The sequence below is a fragment of the Arcicella lustrica genome, from assembly GCF_034930985.1.
Taxonomy (GTDB): domain Bacteria; phylum Bacteroidota; class Bacteroidia; order Cytophagales; family Spirosomataceae; genus Arcicella; species Arcicella lustrica.
On the sequence record NZ_JAYGIM010000006.1, the window covers coordinates 25,621 to 52,564 of the forward strand.

The 26,944-nt window shown below is 36.4% G+C and carries 23 protein-coding genes and 1 pseudogene; 16 read left to right on the forward strand and 8 right to left on the reverse strand.

Annotated elements, in window-relative coordinates; all coding sequences use genetic code 11:
• Nucleotides 1-21 precede the first annotated feature (21 nt).
• The 6 genes and pseudogenes from VB798_RS08045 (at nucleotide 22) to VB798_RS08070 (ending at nucleotide 6,107) form a co-directional block, all read left to right on the forward strand.
• On the forward strand, nucleotides 22-1,002 hold the full coding sequence (locus tag VB798_RS08045) for a catechol 1,2-dioxygenase (RefSeq protein WP_323257746.1): 981 nt from the start codon (nucleotides 22-24) through the stop codon (nucleotides 1,000-1,002).
• A gap of 110 nt (nucleotides 1,003-1,112) precedes the next feature.
• Nucleotides 1,113-1,481 (forward strand): annotated as a pseudogene (locus VB798_RS08050) (four helix bundle protein).
• Nucleotides 1,482-1,726: 245 nt separating this feature from the next.
• The gene (locus VB798_RS08055; RefSeq protein ID WP_323257748.1) at nucleotides 1,727-2,839 is read left to right on the forward strand and encodes an alpha/beta hydrolase family protein; all 1,113 of its coding nucleotides are present in this window, start codon (nucleotides 1,727-1,729) and stop codon (nucleotides 2,837-2,839) included.
• Nucleotides 2,840-3,053: 214 nt separating this feature from the next.
• Nucleotides 3,054-4,184 (forward strand): FAD-dependent monooxygenase, encoded by a 1,131-nt coding sequence (locus tag VB798_RS08060; RefSeq protein ID WP_323257750.1) that lies wholly within the window; start codon nucleotides 3,054-3,056, stop codon nucleotides 4,182-4,184.
• 128 nt (nucleotides 4,185-4,312) lie between these two features.
• Entirely contained in the window at nucleotides 4,313-5,218 is a 906-nt protein-coding gene (locus VB798_RS08065; RefSeq protein ID WP_323257752.1) for a fumarylacetoacetate hydrolase family protein, read from the forward strand.
• A gap of 130 nt (nucleotides 5,219-5,348) precedes the next feature.
• Nucleotides 5,349-6,107 carry a cyclase family protein gene (locus VB798_RS08070; protein ID WP_323257754.1) on the forward strand — a complete coding sequence of 253 codons (759 nt, stop codon included), beginning with the start codon at nucleotides 5,349-5,351 and terminating at the stop codon, nucleotides 6,105-6,107.
• Nucleotides 6,108-6,273: 166 nt separating this feature from the next.
• Here the strand turns inward: VB798_RS08070 and VB798_RS08075 are convergent, their stop codons facing one another.
• Nucleotides 6,274-6,609, reverse strand: a complete 336-nt coding sequence (locus VB798_RS08075; protein ID WP_323257756.1) for a winged helix-turn-helix transcriptional regulator — start codon at nucleotides 6,607-6,609, stop codon at nucleotides 6,274-6,276.
• Nucleotides 6,610-6,823: 214 nt separating this feature from the next.
• On the opposite strand from VB798_RS08075, the gene VB798_RS08080 reads away from it, so the two are divergent.
• On the forward strand, nucleotides 6,824-7,720 hold the full coding sequence (locus tag VB798_RS08080; protein ID WP_323257757.1) for an SDR family oxidoreductase: 897 nt from the start codon (nucleotides 6,824-6,826) through the stop codon (nucleotides 7,718-7,720).
• 112 nt (nucleotides 7,721-7,832) lie between these two features.
• Here VB798_RS08080 and VB798_RS08085 read toward each other — a convergent pair whose 3' ends face one another.
• The 6 genes from VB798_RS08085 to VB798_RS08110 all read right to left on the reverse strand — a co-directional run bounded on the left by VB798_RS08085 (nucleotide 7,833) and on the right by VB798_RS08110 (nucleotide 13,419).
• Nucleotides 7,833-8,459 carry a class I SAM-dependent methyltransferase gene (locus VB798_RS08085; protein WP_323257759.1) on the reverse strand — a complete coding sequence of 209 codons (627 nt, stop codon included), beginning with the start codon at nucleotides 8,457-8,459 and terminating at the stop codon, nucleotides 7,833-7,835.
• Nucleotides 8,460-8,522: 63 nt separating this feature from the next.
• Nucleotides 8,523-9,434 carry an NAD(P)/FAD-dependent oxidoreductase gene (locus VB798_RS08090; protein ID WP_323257760.1) on the reverse strand — a complete coding sequence of 304 codons (912 nt, stop codon included), beginning with the start codon at nucleotides 9,432-9,434 and terminating at the stop codon, nucleotides 8,523-8,525.
• 157 nt (nucleotides 9,435-9,591) lie between these two features.
• Complete coding sequence (locus VB798_RS08095; protein ID WP_323257761.1) at nucleotides 9,592-9,924, reverse strand: L-rhamnose mutarotase; 333 nt, start codon at nucleotides 9,922-9,924, stop codon at nucleotides 9,592-9,594.
• Nucleotides 9,925-9,999: 75 nt separating this feature from the next.
• Nucleotides 10,000-10,596 (reverse strand): gluconate 2-dehydrogenase subunit 3 family protein, encoded by a 597-nt coding sequence (locus VB798_RS08100; protein ID WP_323257763.1) that lies wholly within the window; start codon nucleotides 10,594-10,596, stop codon nucleotides 10,000-10,002.
• Nucleotides 10,597-10,600: 4 nt separating this feature from the next.
• On the reverse strand, nucleotides 10,601-12,325 hold the full coding sequence (locus VB798_RS08105; protein WP_323257765.1) for a GMC family oxidoreductase: 1,725 nt from the start codon (nucleotides 12,323-12,325) through the stop codon (nucleotides 10,601-10,603).
• Nucleotides 12,326-12,390: 65 nt separating this feature from the next.
• Nucleotides 12,391-13,419, reverse strand: coding sequence for a LacI family DNA-binding transcriptional regulator (locus VB798_RS08110; protein WP_323257767.1), 1,029 nt, complete (start codon nucleotides 13,417-13,419; stop codon nucleotides 12,391-12,393).
• 408 nt (nucleotides 13,420-13,827) lie between these two features.
• Here VB798_RS08110 and VB798_RS08115 point away from each other — a divergent pair, with 408 nt between their 5' ends.
• The 9 genes from VB798_RS08115 to VB798_RS08155 all read left to right on the forward strand — a co-directional run bounded on the left by VB798_RS08115 (nucleotide 13,828) and on the right by VB798_RS08155 (nucleotide 25,697).
• Nucleotides 13,828-15,225 (forward strand): Gfo/Idh/MocA family protein, encoded by a 1,398-nt coding sequence (locus tag VB798_RS08115; RefSeq protein ID WP_323257769.1) that lies wholly within the window; start codon nucleotides 13,828-13,830, stop codon nucleotides 15,223-15,225.
• 190 nt (nucleotides 15,226-15,415) lie between these two features.
• Entirely contained in the window at nucleotides 15,416-16,798 is a 1,383-nt protein-coding gene (locus VB798_RS08120; RefSeq protein WP_323257771.1) for a putative oxidoreductase C-terminal domain-containing protein, read from the forward strand.
• A 15-nt stretch (nucleotides 16,799-16,813) separates the two neighbouring features.
• Entirely contained in the window at nucleotides 16,814-17,974 is a 1,161-nt protein-coding gene (locus VB798_RS08125; RefSeq protein WP_323257773.1) for a Gfo/Idh/MocA family protein, read from the forward strand.
• A gap of 205 nt (nucleotides 17,975-18,179) precedes the next feature.
• A complete protein-coding gene (gene uxuA / locus VB798_RS08130) occupies nucleotides 18,180-19,388 on the forward strand; it encodes a mannonate dehydratase (RefSeq protein ID WP_323257775.1) in 1,209 nt (402 codons plus the stop codon).
• Nucleotides 19,389-19,431: 43 nt separating this feature from the next.
• Entirely contained in the window at nucleotides 19,432-21,540 is a 2,109-nt protein-coding gene (locus VB798_RS08135) for an alpha-glucuronidase family glycosyl hydrolase (protein ID WP_323257777.1), read from the forward strand.
• A 230-nt stretch (nucleotides 21,541-21,770) separates the two neighbouring features.
• On the forward strand, nucleotides 21,771-22,520 hold the full coding sequence (locus VB798_RS08140) for an SDR family NAD(P)-dependent oxidoreductase (RefSeq protein WP_323257779.1): 750 nt from the start codon (nucleotides 21,771-21,773) through the stop codon (nucleotides 22,518-22,520).
• Between the two features lie 284 nt (nucleotides 22,521-22,804).
• Nucleotides 22,805-23,836, forward strand: coding sequence for a glycoside hydrolase family 43 protein (locus VB798_RS08145; RefSeq protein ID WP_323257781.1), 1,032 nt, complete (start codon nucleotides 22,805-22,807; stop codon nucleotides 23,834-23,836).
• Between the two features lie 19 nt (nucleotides 23,837-23,855).
• Nucleotides 23,856-25,130 carry an MFS transporter gene (locus VB798_RS08150; RefSeq protein WP_323257783.1) on the forward strand — a complete coding sequence of 425 codons (1,275 nt, stop codon included), beginning with the start codon at nucleotides 23,856-23,858 and terminating at the stop codon, nucleotides 25,128-25,130.
• A gap of 300 nt (nucleotides 25,131-25,430) precedes the next feature.
• Nucleotides 25,431-25,697, forward strand: coding sequence for a hypothetical protein (locus tag VB798_RS08155; protein WP_323257785.1), 267 nt, complete (start codon nucleotides 25,431-25,433; stop codon nucleotides 25,695-25,697).
• A gap of 158 nt (nucleotides 25,698-25,855) precedes the next feature.
• Here the strand turns inward: VB798_RS08155 and VB798_RS08160 are convergent, their stop codons facing one another.
• Nucleotides 25,856-26,581: a hypothetical protein gene (locus VB798_RS08160; RefSeq protein ID WP_323257787.1), complete on the reverse strand. Its 726-nt coding sequence runs from the start codon at nucleotides 26,579-26,581 to the stop codon at nucleotides 25,856-25,858.
• Between the last annotated feature and the right edge of the window lie 363 nt (nucleotides 26,582-26,944).

A 26,944-nucleotide genomic window follows, 5' to 3' on the forward strand; every position in this document is an offset into this window, starting at 1 on the left:
TAAAATAATACAAATATTAGAATGGCAAAGAATCCGCATTATTTATCGCAATTGGCTTATGTTGAATTGCTCAGTACAAACTTGGAAGAAACTGTTCGATTCTACACAGATATTGTCGGGATGGACAAAACTGGCGAGGATGAAAACTCTGTTTATTTAAGAGCTTGGGGAGATTATTTCTTCCATACGCTCAAAATTACTCGTTCGGATGTAAAAGGTTTGGGTGGTATCGGTTGGAGAGCAGACAGTGCAGAAGCATTTGACGATTGTGTTGCTTACTTAGAAAGTATCGGTTCAGGGAGAGGTTGGTTGGAAGCTGATTTAGGAAGAGGAAAAGCTTTTAAATTCCAGTCGCCCGACGGACATAAACACGAGGTTTTTTGGGATGTAACATGGTTGAGAGAAAAGGGCGAAAAAGGTAGTATTTACGCTGATAGATATGCAAGTAATCGTAGAAAAGGGGCGAATCCACGTAGAATTGACCACTTTACTTACTTGGTTGCTAAATTCCAGTATGCCAAAGAGAAGGCTTTCTGGCAAGCAATGGGCTTTAAAAACCCTGACGAAATTCGTTTAGATGATAATATTCCTCCAATCGGTGGCTTGTGGACTTTGGGGAATCTTTCGCATGATATTGCGATTTTCTCTGACCCGAATTTAGAACCTGGTCAAGGCGTTGTAAACCATCTTTGTTATAATCTTGACAGTCGTGAAGAAGTATTATTGGCTTTAGATTGGTTCACGGAAAAAGGATATAAAAGTGTTTGGGGAGCGCCTACCCGTCACAAAGCAGATGAAGGGTTTTTCTTCTATATCATGGAGCCTCACACAGGCGTATTGTTAGAAATTTATGCTTGTGCAAGATTAGTTTTCGCACCAGACCACGGGCCAGATGTACATTACTTAAAAGACAATCCAAACGACGCTTGGGGCTTAACTAACCCATTTGCTGAAATGGCAAAAGGTAAAGTTGGTGGGTTGGATAAACCGGTGGATATTTAGGTAGATATGAATTATGAGTTATGAATTTTAAAATAGAGTCTTGTTTTGCTCAAACTTAATAAGATTTTATCTTTAATATAAATGGCTCATAATCTATCAATTTGAATATCATGGAACTAAAGAAAGAAAGTGTAATCAAAGTAAAGTCTTTTCAGTTTGCTGTTAGGTCTGTCAAAGTTTATAAATATTTAACAGATACTCATAAGGAATTTGTCATTTCAAAGCAGTTTCTAAAAGCAAGTACTTCGATAGGAGCAAATGTGAGAGAAGCTCATAATGCTGAATGAGAAGCAGACTTTATTCATAAATTAAGTATTGCACAAAAAGAATGTGACGAAACACTTTACTGGTTGGAATTACTAAAGGAAAGTGAATACTTGAGTGAGAGTGCTTTTCAATCAATTTATTCAGAAGCTTTAGAAATCCTAAAAATCTTAAAAAGTATTGTCATTACCATGAAGAAAAAGAAAGAAAAATAACTCAAATGAATGAATAATTCGTTTACAAATCTTTCAAAACAATTCATAATTACAACTTACAACTGTACGAATGATTGAAAAACATTGGGTAGAATTCAATTTATAGGTATAAAATTTGGCTGATTCTTCGAATCACTCTTTAGGGAATCTACGAAAGAATAACCTTATAAAAATTGAAACCCAAAGATTATTTGGTATTCGTACTCATTTAATTCATAATTATTAATTTATAACTCATAATTAAAATGTGGCATTACTTCCCTAATCAATATATGCCTTCTTACCAAGTGAACCGTGCGTTAACGCAGGCTCATTATGGGGGAGGAGAATTTGCAGAAATATTACAAGTAGCAAGTGAAATTGACCCTGCTAACCGTGAAAGTTTCAATAAAGCTTGGGTTAAAATGGGTGATAAAGTCTATGAATTAGCCGAAAATTATGCAAAAGAAGGGCATAGTGTCTCTGCTCGTAGAACTTATTTGAGGGCTTTCAATTATTTACGTACAAGTGAGTTTTTTATGACTTTACATGATGAACGTAAAATTCCTTATTACTTAAAATGCCGTGATGCTTTCATTAAAGCGATTCATTTGTTTGATGAGAAACCATTGCAATTAGAAATCCCTTTTGAAGGTTCTTTCTTACCTGCTTATTTATTTAAACCAAGTGGTGTTGTAAATCCTCCAGTGATGGTGATGTTTGGCGGGCTGGATAGTTTGGCAGAAGAGTTATATTTTGGTATTGCACAACACCTCAACGAACGTGGTATTGCTATGTTGGCGGTGGATGGCCCTGGACAAGGAGCTGCACTTAGATTGAACCATTTGCATACTCGTTATGACTACAATGTCCCCGGAACAGCTGTTTTAGATTATATCATAGAAAATCTTGGTGAACACGTTGATACTTCTCGTGTAGGTATTGGAGCAGTTTCAATGGGTGGATATATGGCTGCTCGTTGTGCAGCATTTGAGCCACGTTTTAAGGTCTGTATGATTTTTGGGGCGGTTTGGTCGTATTATGATATTTGGAAAAATCGTCCTGACAACCACCCTTTAGCTGAAATTGTACAGCACATTGTGGGTGCAGATAATATGACAGAGGCTCGTGAAAAATTGAAAAACTTTACATTGGAGGGCGTTGCTGAGAAAATTCAATGTCCTACCTATATTTTGCATGGAGAGGACGACCGTCAGAATTTCGTAGAAAATGCTTACAAAGTAAATGAGGCACTTACTTGCGAACACGTCTTGGAAATTGTGCCAAAAGATGAAAGTGGTTCGGCTCACTGCTCTGTAGATGATTTTACAAAATCATTTAATATGTACGACTGGATAGCTAAGAAAATTAAGGCTTAAGTATTAAGTAACCCAGCTGACTTAGTTTTCGGGCATCAGCTTTCAGATAAAATAAAGGTATTTAAGGCGTTTTAGTCATCTTAATCAGATTACTGAAGCTATTCTTGTAAAATCTGATTGCTAAGCGTTTTAAAATTAAACTGCCCACTTAATGCTTGCTGTACGGTTTCATACCTGATACATGTCCAAAAACAATCTTATAAATATCAAAAAGATGGTAAAGAAAATTTTAGTAGTAGGGGCTGGCATTGGTGGGCAGTCTGTTGCTATAGGTTTAAAAAAAGCTGGTTTTGAGGTAGATTTAATAGAGCTACATAAAGAATTTAATGTTTATGGAGTAGGTATCATACAACAAGCCAATGCTTTAAGAGCTTTAGATTCCATCGGTGTGGCGGATGAAGCAATGCGAAGGGGTTCTCCTTATGGAAAAGTAAAATTGTGCTTGCCGCATGGGATTCAAATCGGTGAAGCTGGTACTCCACCAATCGGTAAATTTCCGAGCCATAATGGAATATCTCGTAAAATTTTACACGATGTATTATTTGAAGAAGCTCAGAAAGTTGGTTTAAAATACCGCATGGGAGTAACGGTAGAATCCATTGATAACCAGCCAAATGCTGCTCATGTTACGTTCACCGATGGTACAAAGGATAGCTATGATGTTGTGATTGCGGCTGATGGGGTAAACTCAAAAGTACGTAAGCTTATTTTTGGTGACTTTAAATTGAGCTATGTTGGCTTGTCTGTGTGGCGATATGCCTTTAAGCGTCCTGCTAATTTAGATACGGGTTATATCTTCTTTAATAAAAAACATAAAATGGGTGTCATTCCTATGACAGCCGATACTTGTTACATATTCTTAAATTCTGCTGAGGGGGATAATCCGTTGATTCCTGAAAATCAATTGGTTGAAAAGCTAAAAACGTATATGTCGGCTTATCCTGTTCCACTTGTTCAGGAATTAATACCACAAGTTACCGACGCTAAATTGGTTAATTATCGAGTATTAGAAACACTCAAAATGCCAGCACCTTGGTATAAAAACAGCGTGGTTGTCTTGGGAGATGCAGCTCATACAACTATTCCTCAGTTGGGTTCAGGGGCAGCGTTGGCGATTGAAGATGCCGTTGTATTAGTTGAGGAATTACAAAAAGAGGGAGAGCTTACTGATGTCTTTGAACGCTACATGAAACGTCGTTATGAACGTTGCAAAATGGTAGTTGATGTATCTGAAACATTAGGTGCTTGGGAATTACTTGAATACAACGACCAAGCTCTTCCTGAGGGAGCAAATATGGGAATGTTGATGGGTAAAACAGGAATGGCATTAACAGAGCCGATTTAGGATTTAGCTGAAAGCTATCAGCTTTGAGCCTTGAGCTTTTTTAATAATTTGAAATAGTAGAGATAGAACATCATTCATAGATTCATTTAAAAGCTGTTAGCTCATGGCTGACAGCTGACAGCTAAAACATGAAATTAGTAACTTTCAAAAATACAAATAGCGAAAGCCGTACAGGTTGGCTTCAAGGCGATGGTGTGGTGGATATGAATTTGGCAAGTATAAAATTGCCAACAGATATGCTTACGTTTATCGATCATCACGAAGAATACTTCGAGGTAATTAAGTCTTTGGGCGAAGTACTGCCACATTATCCATTATCAGAAGTACAGCTTTTAGCTCCACTTCCTAATCCGAGAAGTTTTAGAGATTATATCGGTTTTGAAATGCACATGTTGAATGCTTCAAAATCATTCGGACATACTATCGGACAAGAATGGTACGAAATGCCGATTTTTTATTTTACCAATCATCATGGCATTTATGGTCCAGATGATGAAATCAAGCGTCCAGAAGGAGAAACCAAAATGGACATTGAATTAGAAATCGCTTGTATTATCGGTAAAAAAGGCAAGGACATCAAAGCAGAAGAAGCTCAAGACTATATTTTTGGTTATACTGTTTTCAACGACTGGACGGCAAGAGCTATTCAGCGTCGTGAAATGATGATTCCACTTGGGCCACACAAAGGCAAAGATTTCGCCAATGCTATTGGGCCATGTATCGTAACCAAAGACGAAATGGAGCAGTATATGGGTGAAAATGGTCGTTTCAATTTACGAATGACATCCAAAATCAATGGTGTTCAAGTATGCGATGGTAATTATAATACTGTTTATTATACTTTCGGACAAATGATTGAACGTGCTTCTGAAAATAATGTAACCATGATGCCGGGTGATATTTTAGGCTCGGGAACAGTAGGCTGGGGTAGTTTGATTGAAAATAATTTTACCGTTCATCGTCCGCTTGAGCCGGGTGATATAGTGGAGTTAGAAATAGAAGGAATTGGCGTTTTAAGAAATAAAGTGATTTAGTATTCAAAATACACAATGATTTAATAGTACTTAGACACAGATTTTAAAAATCTGTGTCTTTTATTGGGTTAAATCTTGTCTGTATAATTCATTCATTATTAAGCATAAATGTTTTAAATAGTTTATTCAAATGAAAATAATAGACCTTTCAGTAACCATTTCTGAAGACATAAAAGAGCCACTTCCTACCAAAATTGTGTATGAAGACCATAAAGAAGGAGCAAAGAAAATGGGTGGAAAACTCTTTGAAGGAATTCAAGGAGATGTTTTTATCAATGGAAATGGTCCAGCAGGAGAATTTTTAACGGTAACAAGTCACTGCGGAACGCACGTGGATGCTCCCTATCATTATTATCCAACTTGTGAAGGAAAGCCATCGAGAACTATTGATGAAATGCCTTTAGATTGGTTTTATCGTGATGGCGTAGTGTTAGATTTTACTGATAAACCTGATGGCTATATGTTTGAGCCCGAAGATTTGATAGAAAAATTGGCTTCCATTAACTATACTTTAAAACCTTTTGATATTGTCTTGATTCGTTGCGATGCCGATAAGCGTTTGCATCATCCTGATTTTGTGAAAATCCACGTGGGAGCATCTGCTAAAGCAACACATTGGCTTATCGACCAAGGCATTAAAGTAATGGGAACAGACGGCTGGGGATGGGATATTCCTTTGCATCTACAAGTAGAGGACTATAAAGCTAATCCAAGAGACGGAGTGATTTGGCAAGCACATTATGTAGGAATTGAAAAAGAATATTGTCAGATAGAGAAATTGGCAAACCTTGAACAATTGCCACCTTTCGGTTTCAAAGTGGCTTGTTTTCCTGCTAAAATACAAGCTGCCAGTGCTGGCTGGACAAGAGCTGTAGCGATATTTGAATAGAGTTTATGTATAGAATAATAACAGTCGTTTGTATTTTACGAACGACTGTTTGCTTTTTGACCGAAATATTAAACACAAAACGACAACCGCAAGGATTGTCGCTACATTTATTTTCATTTCCTTTTACTTCATAAAATCAAAGACTTAGCGGTATCAAAGAGGGCGTTCATGAAACTAAATTCTCTAAACCGAATTCAGCCAATTTATCTACAACAGGTAAAGTTTTCAATCCTAATTCAGTCAGACTATACTCAACTTTTGGTGGAATTTCAGGATAGACTTTTTTGCTGACTAATTTATTTTCTACAAGCATATTCAGTTCTTGTATCAACATTTTTTCGCTAATGCCTGGAATAGCCCTTTTTAGCTCGCCATATCGTATCACATTTTCGTTGATTTGAAACAATATTAACAAAGTCCACTTACCACTTAGCAGAGTTAAAGAGGCTCTCACAGGACATTTTTCATCACAAGGCGAAATTATTTTAGATTTTTTATTCATTGATATTCAACTATTCTAACTTTTTAGTAGGTACTTTACTTTAAGGTAAGTACTTGTACAAAAGTAAGTAGATAGATACTTTTGTACAAATAATTTTTGAATTAAATAAGAAATATATCACAACCAGAAAAAAAGGGGAAATAGCTATCAAAGTGTAAATAACAATTCAGTGTTCTGAAAAATCAATTCAATAACATTTAAAAACGGAATAAAAATGAAAATTTTAGTATTCGGAGCCACAGGTTCACAACAATTCAATGTAATATTAGAAGGTAAAAAAAAAGGAGCAGAAGTAATTGCTACAACAACTTCTGCAACAAGTTTTGAAAAATTAAAACAAGCAGGGGCAATGCCTATTTTGGCAAATATGAATGATGCAAATATAATGCAGGAAATCACCAAAGGTATAGATGCGATAGCTTTTATGGTTCCTGTTTCTTTACCCAATCCTTTTGATGGCTTACAATATGCCAAAAATGTGATTGATGCAGCTAAGACAAATGGTGTCAAAAAAATCGTATGGAACACAAGTGGCTGGCTAGCACCCCAAAAAATTGGAATACCCGGTGAAGATGTGAAATTGGACATTAGTGATTATTTAAAAAATAGTGGATTGAATTATGTAATCATCCAACCCACTATTTATATGGAAAATATGCTTGGACCATTTTGTGCACCTTTTGTGAAAAACGAAAAGAAGTTGGCTTACCCTACTCCAGAAGCAATGCCTATTGGTTGGATAGCTTCCAGAGATGTAAGTGCTTTTGTTGTTGAAGCAATTTACAATGACAAACTTAAAGCAGATTCTTTCCAGATTAGTGGATTAGAAAACCTAAAAGGAAATGATTTAGCGGAACAGTTTTCTAAAGGTTTAGGTGAAAAAATAGTGTATTATACACAACCTGCCAAAGAATTTGGCGATATACTTAAACCATTTGTAGGTGAGGCTGGTGCAAAAGGTGTTGCTTCTTATTATGAAGGTCTTCAAAACGCAACAGAATTTCCACCAAAATTCAATCCTAATATGAGTGAAGTATTAGAAAAACTTCCTGTTCAAATGACTTCATTAGCACAATGGACGAAGAATAATAAGGTATATTTTTTAAACTAATAACTTAAAGTTTGTAAAGTCAAAGTTACTTAGGGTTTCAAGCCTTTGGCTTTGACTTTATAAATATTTCAGTTTCAAAAGCTATATTTTATACAAGTATAAATATAGTTTTCTAGCTACTGCCTTTCTTGCATTTAATTAAATAGAATGGAAAATTCTCGCTAACCTCAGTGATTTCAAATAATCCAGCTTTACTAAATTCGTCGTTGATTGAGGCAATATCATAAAAATACATTTGCACTCCTTCAAATATTTCGTAGCGGTCTTTGCTGATGAATTTGCCTTTGCGATAAGTAGGCGCTTCTTTTGAAATAACTGTAAAAACCATGTAGCCATTATCTGTTAGTTGGTTATAGCAGTCACGGATTAGCTTTTCTCGCTCTTTATCATCCAATAGGTGAATTAAAGCATAGCAAAATATGCCATCATATTGACAATTATCAAATGGCATATCAGTTACAGAACCATGATAAATAGTCATATCTGAGCCATAATGTTTTCTTGCCATTTCAATAGCTGTTTTAGATATTTCTATTCCTGTTACGGCGATTCCGTTATCTTTAAAGATTTGAGCATTCCGACCGTATCCAATGCCGGGGATAAGTATGGTTTTTACTGAATTTTGATCAAAGAAATCCTTTACTAATATAGCAGAATTAGAAGGCTCAAAACCCCACATTTCATGCTTTTCAATAAAATTGACTTCCCAAAATTCTGGTTTTTCTTTTTCATTTATCATGATATTTTTCTAAAAGGGCTATCATTTTTTTCAAATAAGGCTAATCTCACAGATTTTAATCACCTAAAATGCTTCATTAATTAATTCATGATTAATCAAAGCGCCAGCCTTACTTCCTGCTCCGATGGCATTACTTACCGACCTAAACATCGTGGTATTATCACCAGCGGCAAAGATTCCTGCAATACTTGTTTTTTGAAAATCATCTATTTGTATATGACCTTGTTCTGTCAAAGTACAACCCATTGTTTCAGGAATTTTACAATGTTGCTCAAACGGGATTCTAGCATAAAGTGCTACTATACTTTGTTTCGTGCCATTTTTGAAAACAATCTGTTTAATTACACCATTTTCATGTTCAAAACTATCGATTTCATCTTCCACAATATTAATGCGATGTGCCGAAAGTTTTTGATTTTGCTCTTCAGTTAAAGTCGCTTTGCCATTTGTGAAAAGAGTAAGTTGTTTTGTCCAATTACTGATGAGTTTACTGAATTCAAAACTTATTTCACCATTGCCCAAAATACCGGTATTTTGTTCTTTTACTTCATAACCATGACAGTACGGACAATGTAAAATCGAAATACCCCAGCATTCCGAAAAGCCTTTTATATCAGGCATGATGTCCGAAACACCTGTGGCAAACAAAAGCTTTTTAGCGATAAAAGTCTCTCCTTCAGCTGTTAGTAATTCAAATGTTCCATCATTCGTTCTACTTGCTTTTGTTGCCAATCCTTTTAAAAAAGTAACGGTTTTGTAGGCTAATACTTGGTTTTTAGCTTTTTCGGTAATAGCACTTGGACTTTCTCCATCCAGTGTAATGACATTGTGAGAATGTGGTGTTTGGATATTACAAGGCTTTCCGCCATCTATGATTAAAACTTTTCTAAGCGCACGCCCCAAAGCCATACCCGCTGAAAGCCCTGCATAACTCCCTCCAATAATAATTACGTCAAATTGATTTTCCTTTGTCATATAAGTGTGTTTTATCTTTTTATAGAACAAAAGTAGGGTATTTATGCAACATTGTTGCATAATAAAATAAATATATGATTGCTTTTTGGAAAAAAGAGCATAAAAAATCCTGTAAAGTTTTTTAAAACCTTACAGGATTAAGCGTTATTAAAAATGATTATGCCAACTTAAAAATCCTATCCATCAAAAGCCATTTTTCACCTTCTTTGGCGATGGGTAATGCTGATTGATATTTCCACATCAGGGTTTCCCATTCTTGTACTTTTGGATTACTGGCATCCATTTCTCCTTTTTTAGTGAATGAAAAATCGTCTTCGGTTTCCATAATCATAAATAATCGGTTCATGATTCTATAGATTTCCATATCAATAATTCCAGCACCTAAAATACTCGCTCTGATTTCTTCCCAAATATTTTGATGATAGGCTTCATATTCAGCGATAAGGCTTGGGTCATCTACTAAGTCAAGCGCAAGGCAAAATCTCTTCATTGCTTATTTTATATTTTTTAAATGATATACCCAAAAGTAAAAAAAGTAATGGAATACTCTTTTGTTGGCTGAATCTTACTCATTCCAAGCATTGCCTACTTGGCTCAAAGGCATACAAGCAATAAATTCTCCGGGAATTGGGTCATAAGAAAGGATTTCTTTCCCTACTTTTTCAGAGGTATAATAGCCCAAAAGAGTAAGGCTTTTCAACCTTCTAAAGAAAGCTACAGGGTCGGGTTTTGCGACCAAAGTAATACCCCAAGCCGAAGGCGGAAGCTTACCAGCTTCTTTGTCGGCTTTCAGTAAAAAGGCTTCTCGTTCTTGTTGATTACATTCAATAAAAGACTTTTTATTGGCTTCTTCACAAGCTTCATTGAACTTTTCTAAGTCTTCAAGAAAAGCCTTTTGGTCTGTTTCCGAAAGCATTTCTTTCAACATTTTATCGATAAACTGAGGGACGCCCAATTCTTTTGCTCCGGGCGTTTCTGTTTTGGGTAAAATCGTTTCGGCAATTTCAGCAATCAAATTTGCTTGATTGTTGGTAAGAAAAACGGGTTGCCAATTCAATTGAGCTTCTTTTTGACAAGCAATAAAAAGCTCTGACAAGGCGCCAGCCGACAGGCTGTAACCCAGAAATAAAGTAGTATTTTTAAGGACTTCTCTGCGGTTCATAAAGCTACAAATTTTTACGGTTCAACTCACTTACGGCAAAATCAACAGCTCGTGCGGTCAATGCCATATAAGTAATAGAAGGATTTACACAAGAAGAAGACGTCATACAAGCTCCATCCGTTACAAAAACATTAGGAACTCCATGAATTTGATTATTGCCATTCAGTACAGAAGTTTTTGGGTCACGACCCATGCGGGCTGTTCCCATTTCGTGAACGCCAACGCCCAAACCGCCTGCATTATCAAAGGTTTTTACATTTTTGAATCCCGCTTTTTCCAACATTTCAGCGGCATCTATTCTGATTTGTTCACGCATTTTCATTTCGTTTTCTTTCAAACCTGCATCAAAAACTAATTGTGGAATGCCCCATTTATCAGTTTTTTCTGGGTCTAGTGTTACTTTGTTTTCGTGATATGGCAGTACTTCCCCAAAGCCCATCAAAGCCATTCCCCATCCGCCCGGTTTGAAAAGCGATTCTTTAAAACTTGCCCCAACGCCTTCTTCGTTTACGCCTCTTCCCCAGCTTCCTCTGCCAGCACCTGCTCCCTGATAATCGTAGCCACGCACGAAATTTGGATTTTTAGAAGCCTCATCCAAATTCACAAATCTTGGAATAAACAAGCCCGTTGGTTTTCTTCCTTTATAATATTGGTCTTCAAAACCTTCATGCGAACCCATTGCGCCAGTTCTGTAATGATGATCCATCAAATTATGTCCTAATTCTCCGCTATCATTTCCCATGCCATTGGGGAAACGATTGGATTTAGAATTCATCAAAATTTGTGTCGTCGCCAAGGTGGAAGCACAACTAAAAATGATTTTTGCTTTGAAAATAATTTCTTCTTTTGATTCACTGTCAATGACTCTTACTCCTGTGGCTCTTTGTGTTTTTTCATCATAAATGATAGAATGAACGATAGAATTTGGACGAATAGCGAAGTTTCCTGTATTGTTTGCCGCTGGTAAAGTAGCAGAATTACTACTAAAGTATGCTCCAAATGGACATCCTCTTGAACAACGATTACGATTTTGGCATTTCCCACGCCCTAATGCTAAATGTTGTGGCTGTGGTTCGGTGAGGTGGGCAACTCGCCCTGTGGTTACTGGGCGACCGTTGAATTTTTGTGCTACTTCTTTTCTAAAGTGTTTTTCCAAACAATTCAGTTCGATAGGAGGAAGGAATTCGCCGTCGGGCAAATGGTCTAAACCTAATTTTTCACCACTTACGCCTACAAACTTTTCTACATACGAGTACCACGGAGCTAAATCTTTGTAGCGAATGGGCCAATCTATTCCGATGCCTTCTTTGGCATTGGCTTCAAAATCTAAATCACTCCAACGATACACGTGTTTTCCCCAAGTAAGCGAGCGACCGCCAACATGATTTCCTCGAATCCAGTCGAAACGTTGTTTTTCTTGGTAAGGGTTATCAATATCGTTGGTGAAAAAGTGTTTTACCGATTCACCCACAAAACCACTTCTAATTTGAATATGCTGTTTTTGCTGGTCTTCATAACTAAGTCCGCCACGATGGGCAAATTCCCAATGGTCTAACATCATGGTTGGATAATCTTCCACATGATTGACCATTCTTCCTTTTTCAAGGACTAAGGTTTTCAAGCCTTTTTCAGAAAGTTCTTTGGCAGCCCAACCGCCACTCATGCCAGAGCCAATCACGATGGCATCATAGCTATAATCTTTATTGATTTTTGTGTTAAGATTTGGCATAAATTAATTATTAAATTGTATTCCTCTAAGGTCGAATTTATTTTTTAGAAATGCAATTTGCCTTATCAAGAATGTGTCAAAAACAAACTTGACTCTCGTACAATCAGCTCAGAGCGTAAAGTAATGGTATTGGTTGCATCCAAATTAAAATTACCTTTCAGGTGATTAATCATACTTTTTACCGCCATTTCTCCCATTTCTTTAGCGGGATAATGAATTGTAGTGAGTTTCGGAGAAATTACTTGGGATACAGGGTCATTATTAAAGCCAACCACGGCAATATCATTTGGCACTGTAATATTCAATTCTTTTAAAGTAGCGATACAACTTACGGCACACAAATCACTGGAAACGAAAAGTGCGTCAGGTTTAATAGGAAGGGCTTTTATGCGATGAGCTACTTCTTTCCCAGCTTCAAGACTCAAAGCTGTAACCCAAACATTATCAGATTTGAAAGGTATTTCAAATTCAGAAAGGGCTTGTTGATAGCCTTTCAAACGGTCGGAGTACACGTTTCTTTTTAAATTACCCGTAATGTGTATGATATTTTTAAAACCCTGTTCAATCAGGTGTTTCGTGGCTTCATAACCGCCTTTGGCATTATCAATGACGATATTGGGGCAATCGCTGTTTTCAAAAATACGGTCGAAGAAAATTAAGGGAATCTTCTTTTTCAAGAAAGGCTGAAAGTGTTCAAAAGAATCGGTATCAAAAGCTACTGAAACCAACAAGCCATCTACACGACTATTAAACATGGTTTTAGTATTGGCGATTTCTTTTCTTTGAGATTCTAAAGATTGACTAATGATTAAATTAAAACCTTCATCATTGGCAACTTTTTCCATGCCCGCAATGACGGTTGACATGATATAACTGTTCAATCTCGGTACAATTACACCAATAGTATTGGTTTTTTGCTTACGCAAATTACTGGCAAATTTATTTGAACGATAACCCAATTCTTCTGCTTTTGCATTAATCAAAACCTTTGTTTTTTCATTAATGGCTGGATGATTATTTAAAGCTCTACTAACAGTTGCGGGAGATAATTGTAGCTGACTAGCAATGTCATAAATGGTTATTTCTTTGCCCATGATATAAGTTTTATAATCAGCATCATATTCTAGAAATTAGAAAATATGTTTATCTGAGTTTTAGATTGAATAATTATGTTACAAGTATAAAACAATTTTATGCAACAATTAGAATAATTGCATTTATAAATGTTTATTAAGCTTTACCCTTACTTAACCTGTTTGTTAAAATAAATGGCTAAAGCGTTTATTATAGGCAATTTAAGTTAATTTTATTAGTTGTAATAATAATATATTTCAAATAATAATTGTAAAAAAATTAATGCAACCGATTGCATAATAAAAATTAATTTTCATCTTTACATCGTCATTTCAAAATTATTTACGATTCAGATAAGTAGAACTCTGTCATGAAGATACTTTTTGAAAAGAAGACTATGAAAATTATTTTAAATTTTGATAAATGCTATGTCACAAGAAGAGAAAAACATCATATCAAGAAGACAATTTCTTGATTTAGGTATCAAAGGAACCTTGGCAAGTACCGTAATTGCAGGTTTTCCAACGATTGTTCCTGCTTCAGTATTTGGGAAAAATGCTCCAAGTAATCGAATCAATATTGGGGCGATTGGAACTGGAAGAATTTCCAGAGGACATGATATGCCAGGTGTTTGGAAACACGATAATGCCCAAATTATGGCGGTTTGCGATGTGGACGGCAATCGTGCTGATTTAGCAAAAAAATTAGTGAATGAGTATTATACCAAAAAATCAGGAAAAGACTTTGACGGGGTAAAAACTTATACAGATTACCGAGAATTATTATTGAATAAAGATATTGATGCCGTTTTGGTAAGTACGCCTGACCACTGGCACGCTCCGATTGTGATTCATGCTGTTGGTGCGAAGAAAGATGTTTATATGCAAAAGCCAGCTTCTTTGACTATTGCAGAAGGAAGAATGATGGCGGATGCTGTAAAAAAATCGAGAAGAATCGTACAAGTAGGTTCGCAACAGCGTTCGTCTAATCAATTTAGATATGCTGCTGAATTGGTGAGAAATGGCAGAATCGGTACTTTGAAAACAGTTTATGTAGGCTTGCCGGGCGACCCGTCTGGCGATGAAGAAGCGCAGATGCCAATTCCGAAAAACTTAAATTATGATATGTGGCTCGGCATAACGCCCGAAGTATATTATACCGAAAAAAGAGTACATCCACAAGTAGGCTTCGACCGTCCGGGTTGGTTGCGTTGCGAACAATTTGGAGCGGGGATGATTACAGGTTGGGGTTCGCATCATATCGACTGTGCGCACTGGGCAATGAATACAGAACATACGGGACCAATTGAAATTTGGGGAAAAGCGGATTTTCCTAAAAAAGGACTTTGGAATGTTCACGGTATTTTCACGACGGAAGCCATGTATGAAAATGGTGTAAGAATGGTAGTAAGTAACGAATTGCCAAACGGAATAAAATTTGAAGGAACAGAAGGCTGGATTTTTGTTTCAAGAGGTGATTCTTCTGTTACAGCCAGCGACCCAATTGCCAAACAAATGGCTGCTAAAGCCCTTGATGCCAGCGACTCGAAAATCATTACTTCAGTGATTGGTGAAAACGAAATTCACTTGCCAGTCAGTAAAGACCATCATGGAAACTGGTTGGAAAGTGTTGTTTCCAGAAAAGAACCGATTGCACCTGCCGAAGTTGGGCATCGTTCATGTTCGGCTTGTTTGTTGCATCACGCTGCTATGAAATTGAATCGTAAATTATTCTGGAATCCGAAACAAGAAAGATTTATTAATGACCCAGAAGCGAATTTATTATTAGCCAGAGAACAAAGAAAACCTTATGCGATAAAGATATAACGGATTTCGGGTGTCGGATTTCAGATTTCGGAATAAGACACAGAGTATCACAGAGATTAGCGAAAATACTCTGTGATACTCATTAAAAACTCTGTTAAACTCTGTGTATAATTGACCCAAAATCAATTAATAAAGCAAATAAAAAAAGCTCATAGCTCACGGCTCATAGCTCACAGCTAAAAAAAATACCATGAAATTTATTCATATCAATAAAACACTGTTAAGTATTGGATTAGGTTTGTCTTCTACTGTTTTTGCACAAAGTCAGAAACAGACAGTAAACCTCATCACACTTGACCCAGGACACTTTCATGCAGCATTGGTCCAAAAAAATATGTACCCTGAAGTAAGTTCAACGGTGCATGTTTATGCGCCAGTAGGCAACGACCTTCATTATCATTTAGATAGAATTAATTCCTACAATTCAAGAGCTGATAAGCCGACGGATTGGCATGAAAAAATCTATGCAGGCAATGATTATCTGGAAAAAATGCTGGCAGAAAAAAAAGGAAATGTAGTTGTAATTGCTGGAAATAACAGAATTAAGGCAGATTATTTGGCTAAATCAGTCGGAGCGGGTTTCAATGTACTTTCAGATAAACCGATGATTATTGCTTCAAAAGATTTTGCCAAGCTACAAGCAACGTTTAAAAAAGCATCTGAAAAGAAAGTACTGCTTTATGATATTATGACGGAGCGTTATGAAATCAGTACGATGTTGCAAAGAGCTTTTTCATTGATTCCATCGGTTTTTGGAAAACTTGAAAAAGGTACGCCAGATAATCCTGCCGTAACCAAAGAAAGTGTACATCATTTCTATAAATACGTTTCTGGAAGTGTACTCACAAGACCTAATTGGTTTATGGACGTAGCCCAGCAAGGCGAAGGAATTGTGGACGTTACGACGCATTTGGTCGATTTGATTCAATGGGAATGTTTTCCTGAACAAGTAATTGACTACAAAAAAGACATCAAAATCATCAATGCCAAGCGTTGGACGACTGATATGACTTTAAATCAGTTTAAAACCATCACCAAAACAGATGGATTTCCAACTTTTTTAAAGAAAGATTTAGCCAATGATACTACATTGAAAATCTATGCCAACGGCGAAATCAATTATCAGCTAAAAGGTGTTCATGCCAAAGCTTCTGTGATTTGGGCTTATAAAGCTCCCGAAGGTGGTGGCGATATGCATTATTCAATCATGCGTGGTACGAAAGCAAATCTTATCATTCGTCAAGGAGCGGAACAAGCTTTCAAACCTACTTTATACATCGAGCCTGTGAATGTTTCTGGCAATTATGAAGCAGAAATTCAAAAAGCTATAGCAGAATTACAAAAAGATTTTGCGGGTGTTTCGGTGAAAAAAAATACAAAAGGCTGGGAAGTAATTATCCCAGAAAAGTACAAAGAAGGACATGAAGCACATTTTGGAAGAGTAACTGAAAAATACTTAGAATTTTTGAAAGTGGGTAAATTGCCAGCTTGGGAAGTTCCCAATATGATTTCAAAATATTATACCACAACTAAAGCATTGGAAATTGCTAAAAAAAGTAAATCAACTAGATAAAACCGTATTTTAACGATGAAGAACGAACAAAATAAACGTAGAGATTTTCTTAAAAATACAATTACGTCAGCCACTGGTTTGGTATTATTACCAAGTATTTCACAAGAAATTATCGCAGGAACAACAAAAAATCAAACAATTATTGCTCCATATATTCATCAAAATATTGCTCCAAAAATCAAATTTTCGGTGATTGGGATGAATCATACTCACATTTATGGACAAGTAGAAGCCGTAATTCGTGGTGGCGGAGAATTGGTTTCATTCTTTGCTAAAGAGGCTGATTTATTAAGCAATTTTGCCAAAAAATATCCTAATGCAAAACAGGCATCAAGCGAAGCAGAAATTTTGGAAGATAAATCAATTCACTTGGTTTTAAGTTCTGCGATTGCCAGCGAAAGAGCTCCTTTGGGTATTAGAGTAATGAAACACGGAAAAGACTTTATGTCGGATAAACCGGGTATTACTACACTTGAGCAATTAGCAGAAGTAAGAAAAGTACAAAAAGAGACTAAGAGAATTTATTCTATTATGTTCAGTGAACGCTTTGAAAATAAGGCTACTGTAAAGGCTGGAGAATTGGTAAAAGCAGGAGCTATTGGCAAAGTAATTCAAACGATTGGCATGGGGCCACATAGAATCAATCTTGCGTCGAGACCTGCTTGGTTTTTTGATAAAAAACAATTTGGTGGCATCCTTTGCGACATTGGTTCTCATCAGTGCGACCAATTTTTATTCTTTACAGGTTCAACTAAAGCGGAAGTTGTAAGTTCGCAAGTAGCGAATTATACCCACAAACAATATCCTCAGTTTGAAGATTTTGGCGATATGGTTTTGCGTGGAAATGAAGGAACAGGTTATGTAAGAGTAGATTGGTTTTCACCAGACGGCTTAAAAACTTGGGGCGACGGTCGCTTGACGATTCTTGGAACAGAAGGTTATATTGAAATCCGTAAAAATATTGATATTGCCAGTCGTGATCATGGCAATAATTTATACTTGGTGAACAACAAAGAAACCAAATACATCGACTGTAGCAATGAAGTATTGCCTTATGGTGAACAATTAGTAAACGATATTGTGAACCGTACAGAAACTGCAATGACCCAAGAACACTGCTTTTTAGCAACGAAATTATCAATAAAAGCACAAAAGTTTGCTCGCATTTTGGTTTAGCTATCAGCTTTGAGCCATGAGCTTCGAGCTTTTTTATTAAAAATTTATGATGCTGATTAATGGACGTTTTATGAAAGACACAGAGAGCCATAGAGTTTTTATTGAGTTTCACTGAGATTATAATAAAGACTCTGCTTATCTCTGTGTAAGAAAATTGTCCAGCAATCAGATTAAAATAATTCATCATTCAAAATTCACAACTCCTATGATGCACACAATGCGTTGGTTTGGTCCCAACGACCCAGTTTCTTTGATGCACATTCGCCAAGCAGGTTGTACGGGTGTAGTTTCAGCCTTGCACCAAATTCCTGTTGGGGAAATATGGACGATTGAAAAAATCAAAGAGCGTATTCAAATTATTGAAGCGGATAATGATAGATATACTCCCCTTAGTTGGGCGGTTGTAGAAAGTTTGCCAGTTCACGAAGACATCAAAAAAGGATTGCCTTCAAGAGAAATTTATATTGAAAATTACAAGATTTCACTCCGAAATTTGGCGACTTGTGGAATCAAAACGGTGTGTTATAATTTCATGCCCGTACTTGATTGGTCACGGACAAACCTAAATTATGAAATGCCTGATGGCTCAAAAGCCTTGCGTTTTGTTTGGGAAGATTTTGCTCTTTTTGATTTATATATTCTGAAGAGACTCAATGCACCTTTAGATTATACAGAAGAAGTACAAGCATCTGCTTTACAGAAGTTTGAACGAATGACTGCCGAAGAAATTGCTTCGTTGACGAATACTGTTTTATTGGGTTTACCCGGTTCGGAAGAAGCTTTTGAACTCAGTAATTTTCAAGCTTTATTAGATAATTACAAACATATTGGTGATGCAGAACTGCGAGCCAATTTGTATTATTTCGTGCAACAAATTGCTCCATTTGCTCAGGAATTAGGCGTGAATTTATGTATTCATCCCGACGACCCACCAAAATCTTTGTTAGGTTTACCCAGAGTAGTAAGTACAGAAAATGATTTGGCACAACTCATGGATGCTTGTGATGTGGTGGCAAATGGTATTACTTTTTGTACGGGTTCTTTGGGCGTGCGAGAAGACAATGATTTACCAAAAATGATTCAACGCTTTGGCGAACGCATTCATTTTATTCATTTACGTACAACCAAAAGAGAAGAAAATCCACTCAATTTTCATGAAGCCGCACATTTGACTGGCGATGTGGATATGTACGAAGTAGTGAAGGCAATTGTGTTGGAACAGAAGCGAAGAAAAGCAAAAAACGAAGGCGTAATTTCAATTCCGATGCGACCAGACCACGGACATTTAATGCTGGATGATTTGGACAAAACAGGGAAAAGTAAATCTTATCCGGGTTACTCAGCCATTGGTCGATTGAAAGGTTTAGCTGAATTAAGAGGTTTACAATTGGGAATTGAGCGAAGTTTGGAGTAAGGTTTTATGTCATCAGTATTTGTTTCAAGAAAATTTATCTAAAATGTTCAAAAAAATAATTTGCCTTTTGTTGCTTTTTCTAAGCATAAAAACCTTTGCAGATGATGGCTATCGTTTGTGGCTGAAATATGATTTAATTAAGAATCAGCAAGAACGAGAAAGCTATGCTCGTCTGACAAAATTTATCGTTGTAAATTCTCAACTTGAAATCGTAAAAACGGCTTCCATTGAATTGCAATCGGGTTTAAAAGGCTTATTAGGAAAATCTGTTCCTGTAATTGCTTCTTCAAAAAGTACTGGAGGAATAGTTTTTCAATTGTCTCTCAACAAAGATTTGAATGAAGAAGGCTATTCGATTACAAGTCAAAATGGTAATATCGTCATCAATGCTAATACTGAAAAAGGAATTTTGTACGGTACTTTTGAATTGCTGAGAAGTATTCAAACAGGAAAATCTTTATCGAATATTTCGATAGTAAGTAATCCTAAAATTCAATATAGAATGTTGAATCATTGGGATAATCCGCTCGGAACAATCGAAAGAGGTTATGCAGGTTCTTCTCTGTGGAAATGGTATGAATTGCCTGAAAATATCGACCCACGTTATAAAGATTATGCTCGAGCGAATGCTTCAATTGGTATCAACGCCACTGTGGTAAATAATGTAAATGCCAGTGCAAGATTTATGACAAAAGAGTATTTGTTGAAAGTAAAAGCTTTGGCAGATGTTTTTCGTCCTTATGGCATCAAAGTATTTTTATCTATCAATTTTGCTGCTCCGAAAATTCTCAAAGGAACAAAAACTTCCGACCCGCTCGACTCACAAGTACGTGCTTGGTGGCAAGCTAAAACCAATGAAATTTATAGCATTATTCCAGATTTTGGAGGATACTTGGTAAAAGCCAACTCAGAAGGCGAACCCGGCCCACAAGATTTTGGTAGAACTCATGCCGACGGAGCCAATATGTTGGCAGAAGCCCTGAAACCATACTCTGGCGTAGTGATTTGGCGAGCATTTGTTTATAAACCAAGTTCGAAAGATGACCCTAAAGGCGACCGCTACAAAGAAGCTTACAATGATTTCAAACCTTTGGATGGACAGTTTGATAAAAAAGTAATCGTTCAAGTAAAAAATGGTCCGATTGATTTTCAGCCTCGTGAGCCTTTTCATCCGCTTTTTGGAGCAATGCCCAAAACGCCTTTGGCAATGGAATTTCAGATTACGCAAGAGTACTTGGGTTTTACTACCAACTTAGTGTATTTAGCTCCATTGTTTAAAGAGTGCTTAGAATCAGATACTTATGTGAATGGAAAAGGTTCGACGGTAGCAAAAGTGGTAGATGGCTCTTTACACGATTATCATTTAACGGCAATCGCTGGTGTTGCTAATACGGGTTCGGATAGAAATTGGACAGGACATTTTATGTCGCAAGCCAATTGGTATGCTTTTGGTCGTTTGGCTTGGAATCATGAATTATCATCTGAACAAATTGCCGATGAATGGGTGAAAATGACATTGAGTCACGAGCCAAAAACAGTTAAAACGGTTACAAAAATTTTAACAGAATCTCGTGAAAATTATGTGAATTTCACCACTCCTTTGGGTTTACATCACATCATGGGACAAGGCATTCACTTTGGCCCAGAACCTTGGTTGATGAAAAGCGACCGTCCCGATTGGGCTTCGGCATATTATCATCGTGCTGATACTTTGGGGATTGGTTTCGACAGAACAAAAAAAGGCTCTGAAGCACTTTTACTTTATACGCAAGAAGTACAAAATCAATGGAATGACCCAGCCAAAACGCCATTGTCGTATTTATTATGGTTTCATCACGTAGGCTGGAAAACGAAATTATCAACAGGAAATACACTTTGGGATGAACTCTGTACTCGCTATTATACAGGTTTACAATCTGTAAAAGACATGCGTAAAGAATGGAATTCCGAGAAACCCAATATTGATAAAGAGATTTTTGAAGACGTTGCAGGTCGTTTGGCAGTACAAGAAAGAGAAGCCATTTGGTGGAGAGATGCTTGTGTTTTGTACTTCCAACAATATTCAAAAATGCCAATTCCTGCCCAATTCCCGAAACCAGAAAGGAGTTTGGAAGAAGTAAAAAAATTGGTGGAGATTTATCAGTTGAGGTAGCTTTTTAGCTGTGAGCGATGAGCTTTGAGTCGAGAGCTTGACACAGAGTAACACAGAGAATATAAAGAGTTTCATAGAGAAATATTACCATACAACACTCTGTGGAACTCTTACAAAGACAAAGCTCTGCTAAACTCTGTGTCAAAAATATGTCCTTAAATACTTTAGATTTACAATAACATTAAAAAGCTGATGGCTCACAACTCATAGCTTACAGCTTAAATAAAATTATGTTTTCATTACAAGGAAAAATTGCCCTAATTACTGGGGGCGGAAGTGGAATTGGTTTTGCCATTGCTCAGTGCATGATTAAAGCAGGAGCGAAAGTGGTCATCACTGGCAGACGTGAACAAATGCTAAAAGATGCCGTGGCAGAATTGGGCGAAAATGCCTTTTACTTTGTCAACGACGTAACGGCATTAGAGCATTTAGAAGATTTAGTTGAACAAATTGAATCACAAATTGGAGCGATTGATATTTTGGTCAATAATGCTGGAATTAATATGAAAAAATTTGCGGTAGAAGTAACAGACGAAGAATTTAGTAGAGTTGTTAATACCAATTTGAATGCCGTTTTTGCCCTGACTCGTGCTTGTGCTAAACGAATGCTTCCACGAAAAAGCGGTTCAATTTTGATGATTTCCTCAATGGCTGCCTATTATGGCATCGACAGAGTAGTCGCTTACACGGCTTCAAAATGTGGCGTTGAAGGCATGGTGAAAGCTCTGGCAATGGAATTTTCTACCGAAAATGTTCGTGTAAATGCGATTGCACCGGGGTTTATCGAAACGGCAATGTCAAAAACTGCCATGAATTCCGACCCTGCTAGAAAACACAAAGCCCTCGACAGAACGCCAATGGGCTATTTTGGTCAGCCAGAAGATATTGGCATGGCGGCAGTATTTTTATCGTCTGATGAAGCAAAGTATATTACTGGTGCTTCTCTTCCTGTAGATGGTGGTAATTCAATTGGGTTTTAGGCTTTAGTCCATAAGCTTTAGATAAGTACAACTTTAAGTAAATGAGTAAAAGTTTTCAGGTATAAAAACGATGGCTCAAATCTTACTTTCATTAGGGTGTGACTTTAGTCGCATCTTAATGAAAGCCTAAGTCAATCAGGTGTTCCGATGTGTTCTATGATTTTATTGTAATAATCTTGAAAAAGATGGATATTATTATAAATTTGTCTTAAATAATTTGAATCCATCTGGAAAATTCGTAGCTGAATAGCTTTGAATTTTCAACACTCCTAATGTTAATTTCCATGAAAAAACAATTTTTAACTGCTTTATTTCTTGCCACTTCATTGGCTGTGTTTGCACAAAGTAAAAAGCCTATTTCTAAACCTTTGGTTTCGCATATTTACACTGCCGATCCTTCTGCACATGTATTCAATGGCAAAATTTATATTTATCCATCACATGATATTGAATCGGGTGTGCCACAAGATGATGAAGGGGGGCATTTTGATATGAAAGATTATCATATTTTATCAATGGATAAAATTGGAGGAAAAGTAACTGATCACGGTGTAGCTTTAGATATTAAAAATATTCCTTGGGCTGGTCGCCAATTATGGGCGCCAGATGCAGCATTCAAAAATGGTACTTATTATTTGTACTTTCCTGTGAAAGACAAAAAAGATGTTTTCAGAATGGGTGTAGCCACAAGCAAAAGTCCTGTAGGTCCATTTAAAGCGGAGAAAGAGCCTATCAAAGGAAGCTTTAGTATCGACCCAAGTGTGTTTAAAGATACAGATGGAAATTTTTATATGTATTTCGGTGGAATTTGGGGTGGACAACTACAACGCTGGAAAACAGGATCTTATGACCCAAAAGGGAAATTGCAAAATGATAATCAGCCAGCTTTAGCACCCAAAATTGCGAAATTAAGTAAAGACATGTTAAGCTTTGCAGAAGAAGCAAAAGACGTAAAAATCCTTGATAAAAATGGGAAAGTATTGTTAGCAGGTGATAATTCCAAACGTTTTTTTGAAGCTTCTTGGGTTCATAAATATAAAGGGAAATATTATTTTTCTTATTCAACGGGCGATACGCATCTTATCAATTATGCCACGGGAAATAATCCTTATGGCCCTTTTACTTATCAAGGGGTAGTCTTGAATCCTGTTGAGGGCTGGACAAATCACCATTCAATTGTTGAAGTAGAAGGAAAATGGTACTTGTTCTATCATGATGTACAACTTTCTGGAAAAACACATTTAAGAAATGTAAAAGTGACGGAATTAAAACACAATTCAGATGGAAGTATTCAGACAATCACCGCATATAAATGATTCTTTTTAACGATTAACTATGAAAAATTCAGGTACTTACCGTTGGACGATTGTCGCCTTATTATTCTTTGCCACAACCATCAATTATCTTGACAGACAAGTAATTGGCTTGTTGAAACCAACACTCGAAAAAGAATTATCTTGGACAGAAAGTGATTATTCTAAAGTAGTAATGGCATTTACGGCAGCTTATGCTATTGGTTTATTGATTTTTGGAAGAATTATTGATAAAATCGGCACGAAATTAGGCTATACAATTTCCATTATTATTTGGAGTATCGCTGCTATTTTTCATGCTGCGGCTAAAACTACTTTAGGCTTTAGTATTGCTAGAGCTTCATTAGGGTTTGGCGAAGCGGGTAATTTCCCTGCTGCCATTAAATCAGTAGCGGAATGGTTTCCTAAAAAAGAAAGAGCTTTGGCCACAGGGATTTTTAATTCTGGAGCAAACATTGGGGCGGTGGTCGCACCGATTATGGTACCGTGGATTTTGGGTGCTTACGGTTGGGAAGAAGCATTTATCATTACTGGTGCAATTGGTTTTGTTTGGTTACTTTTTTGGTGGTTTATTTATGAATTGCCTGCTCGTAAGAAAAATCTTTCAGCAGCAGAATTTCAACATATTCATAGCGATAACGAAGAAGAAATTACAGGTGCTTCTGTTCCTTGGCTTCAATTGTTTCAATACAAACAAACGTGGGCTTTTGTAGTTGGGAAATTCTTGACCGACCCAATCTGGTGGTTTTTTTTATTCTGGTTGCCTTCTTATTTTTCTTCAACTTTTGCTTTAGATTTAAAAAAGCCAAGTTTACATCTTGCTGTTTTATATACTTGTACAACTATTGGAAGTATCGGAGGCGGTTATTTGTCGGGTTATTTTATCAAGAAAGGCTGGACGGTTTTCAAAGCTAGAAAAACTGCCATGTTGATTTTTGCGATTGCCGTAACACCAATTATGTTGGCTCGTTATGCGTCTGATATTTGGGTAGCAGTATTTTTGATAAGCTTGGCAGCTTCGGCTCATCAGGCTTGGAGTGCGAACATTTTCACTATCGTTTCAGATATGTTTCCGAAAAAAGCCATTAGTTCAGTCGTAGGCATTGGTGGCATGGCAGGCTCATTAGGTGGCGTTTTGTTTCCCTACTTTATCGGAATTATTTTAGATAAATATAAATTATTGGGCGACCTTAACGGCGGCTATAATATCATCTTTTTAGTTTGCGGATTTGCTTATTTGTTGGCTTGGGGAATAATTCATTTACTTACTCCGAAAATGCAGAAGGTGGATTTGTAAGTAAGAGTTAATGTTAAAAATAAAAGCTATCAATCGACGATTGATAGCTTTTATTTTTGGGTAGTTTCCTGGGGTAGCAGACCATCTGGTCGTTGGAACGCTTCGCTTAACCAACGATCAGACCGAGAAACTGATTACTGGAACGGATGAATTGGGTATTTAATTGAAAATAAGTAGTTTAAAAACAGTTTAGCTCTTTATTTGTAACAAATATTTAATTTTAGAAAAAACCGCAAACATTCGTATATTTAGTAGTTGGCGGTAAGCATAAAAACAATAACAATCAAAACAGAGAAAAAAATGGCAATAAAAATAGCAAAGGAAAATTTTAGTGATTTATCGGCTGAGGACTTAATCAAAAAGAAAAAAGCTACAACAATGGTAACAGGCGTACTAGCGGGTTTACTTACTGTGTTACTAATTATGGCTACCTTATTGGCAATTACACAAGGATTCATAGGAGTAAGCCTTATTGCTGTTGCACTTTCACTTTCGCCTATCTTGTTTATAAATTATAACAGCATCAAGACAATCAAAGAAGAATTGAAAAGTAGGAATCAAAGTTGATAATTAGACATTTCAAGCAATTTTTTAGATTGAGTTTTATCGCTTCTTGGACAGTTTTTTGGATATTTCGGGCGACTTTTTTAAACACAACTTTGGCTTTATCTGGTCGTTGGAACGCTTCGCTTAACCTACGACCAGACCGAGTGTTAATTACTAACTTACTTCAATCCTAAAATATTTTGTATAGTCAAATCATCAACATCTAACCACTTTAAAATATACATAGCTTCGGCATTGTTCTTGTATTTTGTGTCATTGAACCTTTTAGTTAAACGTGTAGCTTCAAGTCTTTCATTAATTGTCATTTTTTCAAATCCAATAATATTACCTTCAATTGTAGTATTTAATGGATTATACATTTTGTGCCATCTGTCAATATATTTTTCAAAATTGCTCAAATCTTCTACTATTCTGAATTCAAGTTTTCTTAAACTTTTTTCAAATCCTCTCTTTGTCCAAAAATGAGCGAGTTTATGACTCCTAAACATAAAATCATAATTCAATAAAGGAATTCCTTTGAAATCGTCAACATTTAGTTGCATGTTAGAAATACTATTAGGGGGGAGACTATACTTAATCCCATCAACACTATTTAATTGTAGTAAAGAGTTAATCGTTTTATCTAACTGAAAAATATTCAGACTAATTTGAATCCACCTATCGCTTCTGCTGATATGTACAGTTATCTTTTGTAACATTGAATCTTCAGTCAACCTACACAAATCATAGCTATGAAGTTGGTTATTGTACCTTCCAAAGCAAGCCCCAGAAAATGGCGATTTTTCAAAACCAATATTGAACAACAATGGAAGTCCTTTCTCTGTAAAAATTTTCCTTCTTATTGCGTAAATTTCTTTGTCGTTACTTGAATACAAAAAACCCATAAAAAGTTGTCAGATTTAAAAATTAAGGTTGTCGTTAGTTATGACCACTCGTCGAGTATTATTTATGAAGAAAGTCTTAGAAAGCACAAAAGCCCAATTTAGGGCTTTTGTTGAATGTATCGTAAATTTTTATAAATTTTATACGTTACGTTAGCTTCCAGAAAGTTGTTGCTGAACCGAATGCACAAATTCTATTGAAACATCTGCAAACTCTGAAATCGTTTCAATGTCTAAACCTTTAAGCCCCAACTAGCGCAAGTGTTAAGCAAAGCGTCACTTGTGCTAAACTTTAATTCAGTTTGAAACTGAATTAAAAAAAACGTCCAAGACACAGTCTTGAACGAGATGAGGTTCAGTGAACAC

Coding starts and splice junctions, on each gene's coding strand:
- VB798_RS08045 (WP_323257746.1), top strand. CDS start 22: ATGGCAAAGAATCCGCATTATTTATCGCAATTGGCTTATGTTGAATTG.
- VB798_RS08055 (WP_323257748.1), top strand. CDS start 1,727: ATGTGGCATTACTTCCCTAATCAATATATGCCTTCTTACCAAGTGAAC.
- VB798_RS08060 (WP_323257750.1), top strand. CDS start 3,054: ATGGTAAAGAAAATTTTAGTAGTAGGGGCTGGCATTGGTGGGCAGTCT.
- VB798_RS08065 (WP_323257752.1), top strand. CDS start 4,313: ATGAAATTAGTAACTTTCAAAAATACAAATAGCGAAAGCCGTACAGGT.
- VB798_RS08070 (WP_323257754.1), top strand. CDS start 5,349: ATGAAAATAATAGACCTTTCAGTAACCATTTCTGAAGACATAAAAGAG.
- VB798_RS08075 (WP_323257756.1), bottom strand. CDS start 6,609: ATGAATAAAAAATCTAAAATAATTTCGCCTTGTGATGAAAAATGTCCT.
- VB798_RS08080 (WP_323257757.1), top strand. CDS start 6,824: ATGAAAATTTTAGTATTCGGAGCCACAGGTTCACAACAATTCAATGTA.
- VB798_RS08085 (WP_323257759.1), bottom strand. CDS start 8,459: ATGATAAATGAAAAAGAAAAACCAGAATTTTGGGAAGTCAATTTTATT.
- VB798_RS08090 (WP_323257760.1), bottom strand. CDS start 9,434: ATGACAAAGGAAAATCAATTTGACGTAATTATTATTGGAGGGAGTTAT.
- VB798_RS08095 (WP_323257761.1), bottom strand. CDS start 9,924: ATGAAGAGATTTTGCCTTGCGCTTGACTTAGTAGATGACCCAAGCCTT.
- VB798_RS08100 (WP_323257763.1), bottom strand. CDS start 10,596: ATGAACCGCAGAGAAGTCCTTAAAAATACTACTTTATTTCTGGGTTAC.
- VB798_RS08105 (WP_323257765.1), bottom strand. CDS start 12,325: ATGCCAAATCTTAACACAAAAATCAATAAAGATTATAGCTATGATGCC.
- VB798_RS08110 (WP_323257767.1), bottom strand. CDS start 13,419: ATGGGCAAAGAAATAACCATTTATGACATTGCTAGTCAGCTACAATTA.
- VB798_RS08115 (WP_323257769.1), top strand. CDS start 13,828: ATGTCACAAGAAGAGAAAAACATCATATCAAGAAGACAATTTCTTGAT.
- VB798_RS08120 (WP_323257771.1), top strand. CDS start 15,416: ATGAAATTTATTCATATCAATAAAACACTGTTAAGTATTGGATTAGGT.
- VB798_RS08125 (WP_323257773.1), top strand. CDS start 16,814: ATGAAGAACGAACAAAATAAACGTAGAGATTTTCTTAAAAATACAATT.
- uxuA (WP_323257775.1), top strand. CDS start 18,180: ATGATGCACACAATGCGTTGGTTTGGTCCCAACGACCCAGTTTCTTTG.
- VB798_RS08135 (WP_323257777.1), top strand. CDS start 19,432: ATGTTCAAAAAAATAATTTGCCTTTTGTTGCTTTTTCTAAGCATAAAA.
- VB798_RS08140 (WP_323257779.1), top strand. CDS start 21,771: ATGTTTTCATTACAAGGAAAAATTGCCCTAATTACTGGGGGCGGAAGT.
- VB798_RS08145 (WP_323257781.1), top strand. CDS start 22,805: ATGAAAAAACAATTTTTAACTGCTTTATTTCTTGCCACTTCATTGGCT.
- VB798_RS08150 (WP_323257783.1), top strand. CDS start 23,856: ATGAAAAATTCAGGTACTTACCGTTGGACGATTGTCGCCTTATTATTC.
- VB798_RS08155 (WP_323257785.1), top strand. CDS start 25,431: ATGGCAATAAAAATAGCAAAGGAAAATTTTAGTGATTTATCGGCTGAG.
- VB798_RS08160 (WP_323257787.1), bottom strand. CDS start 26,581: ATGGGTTTTTTGTATTCAAGTAACGACAAAGAAATTTACGCAATAAGA.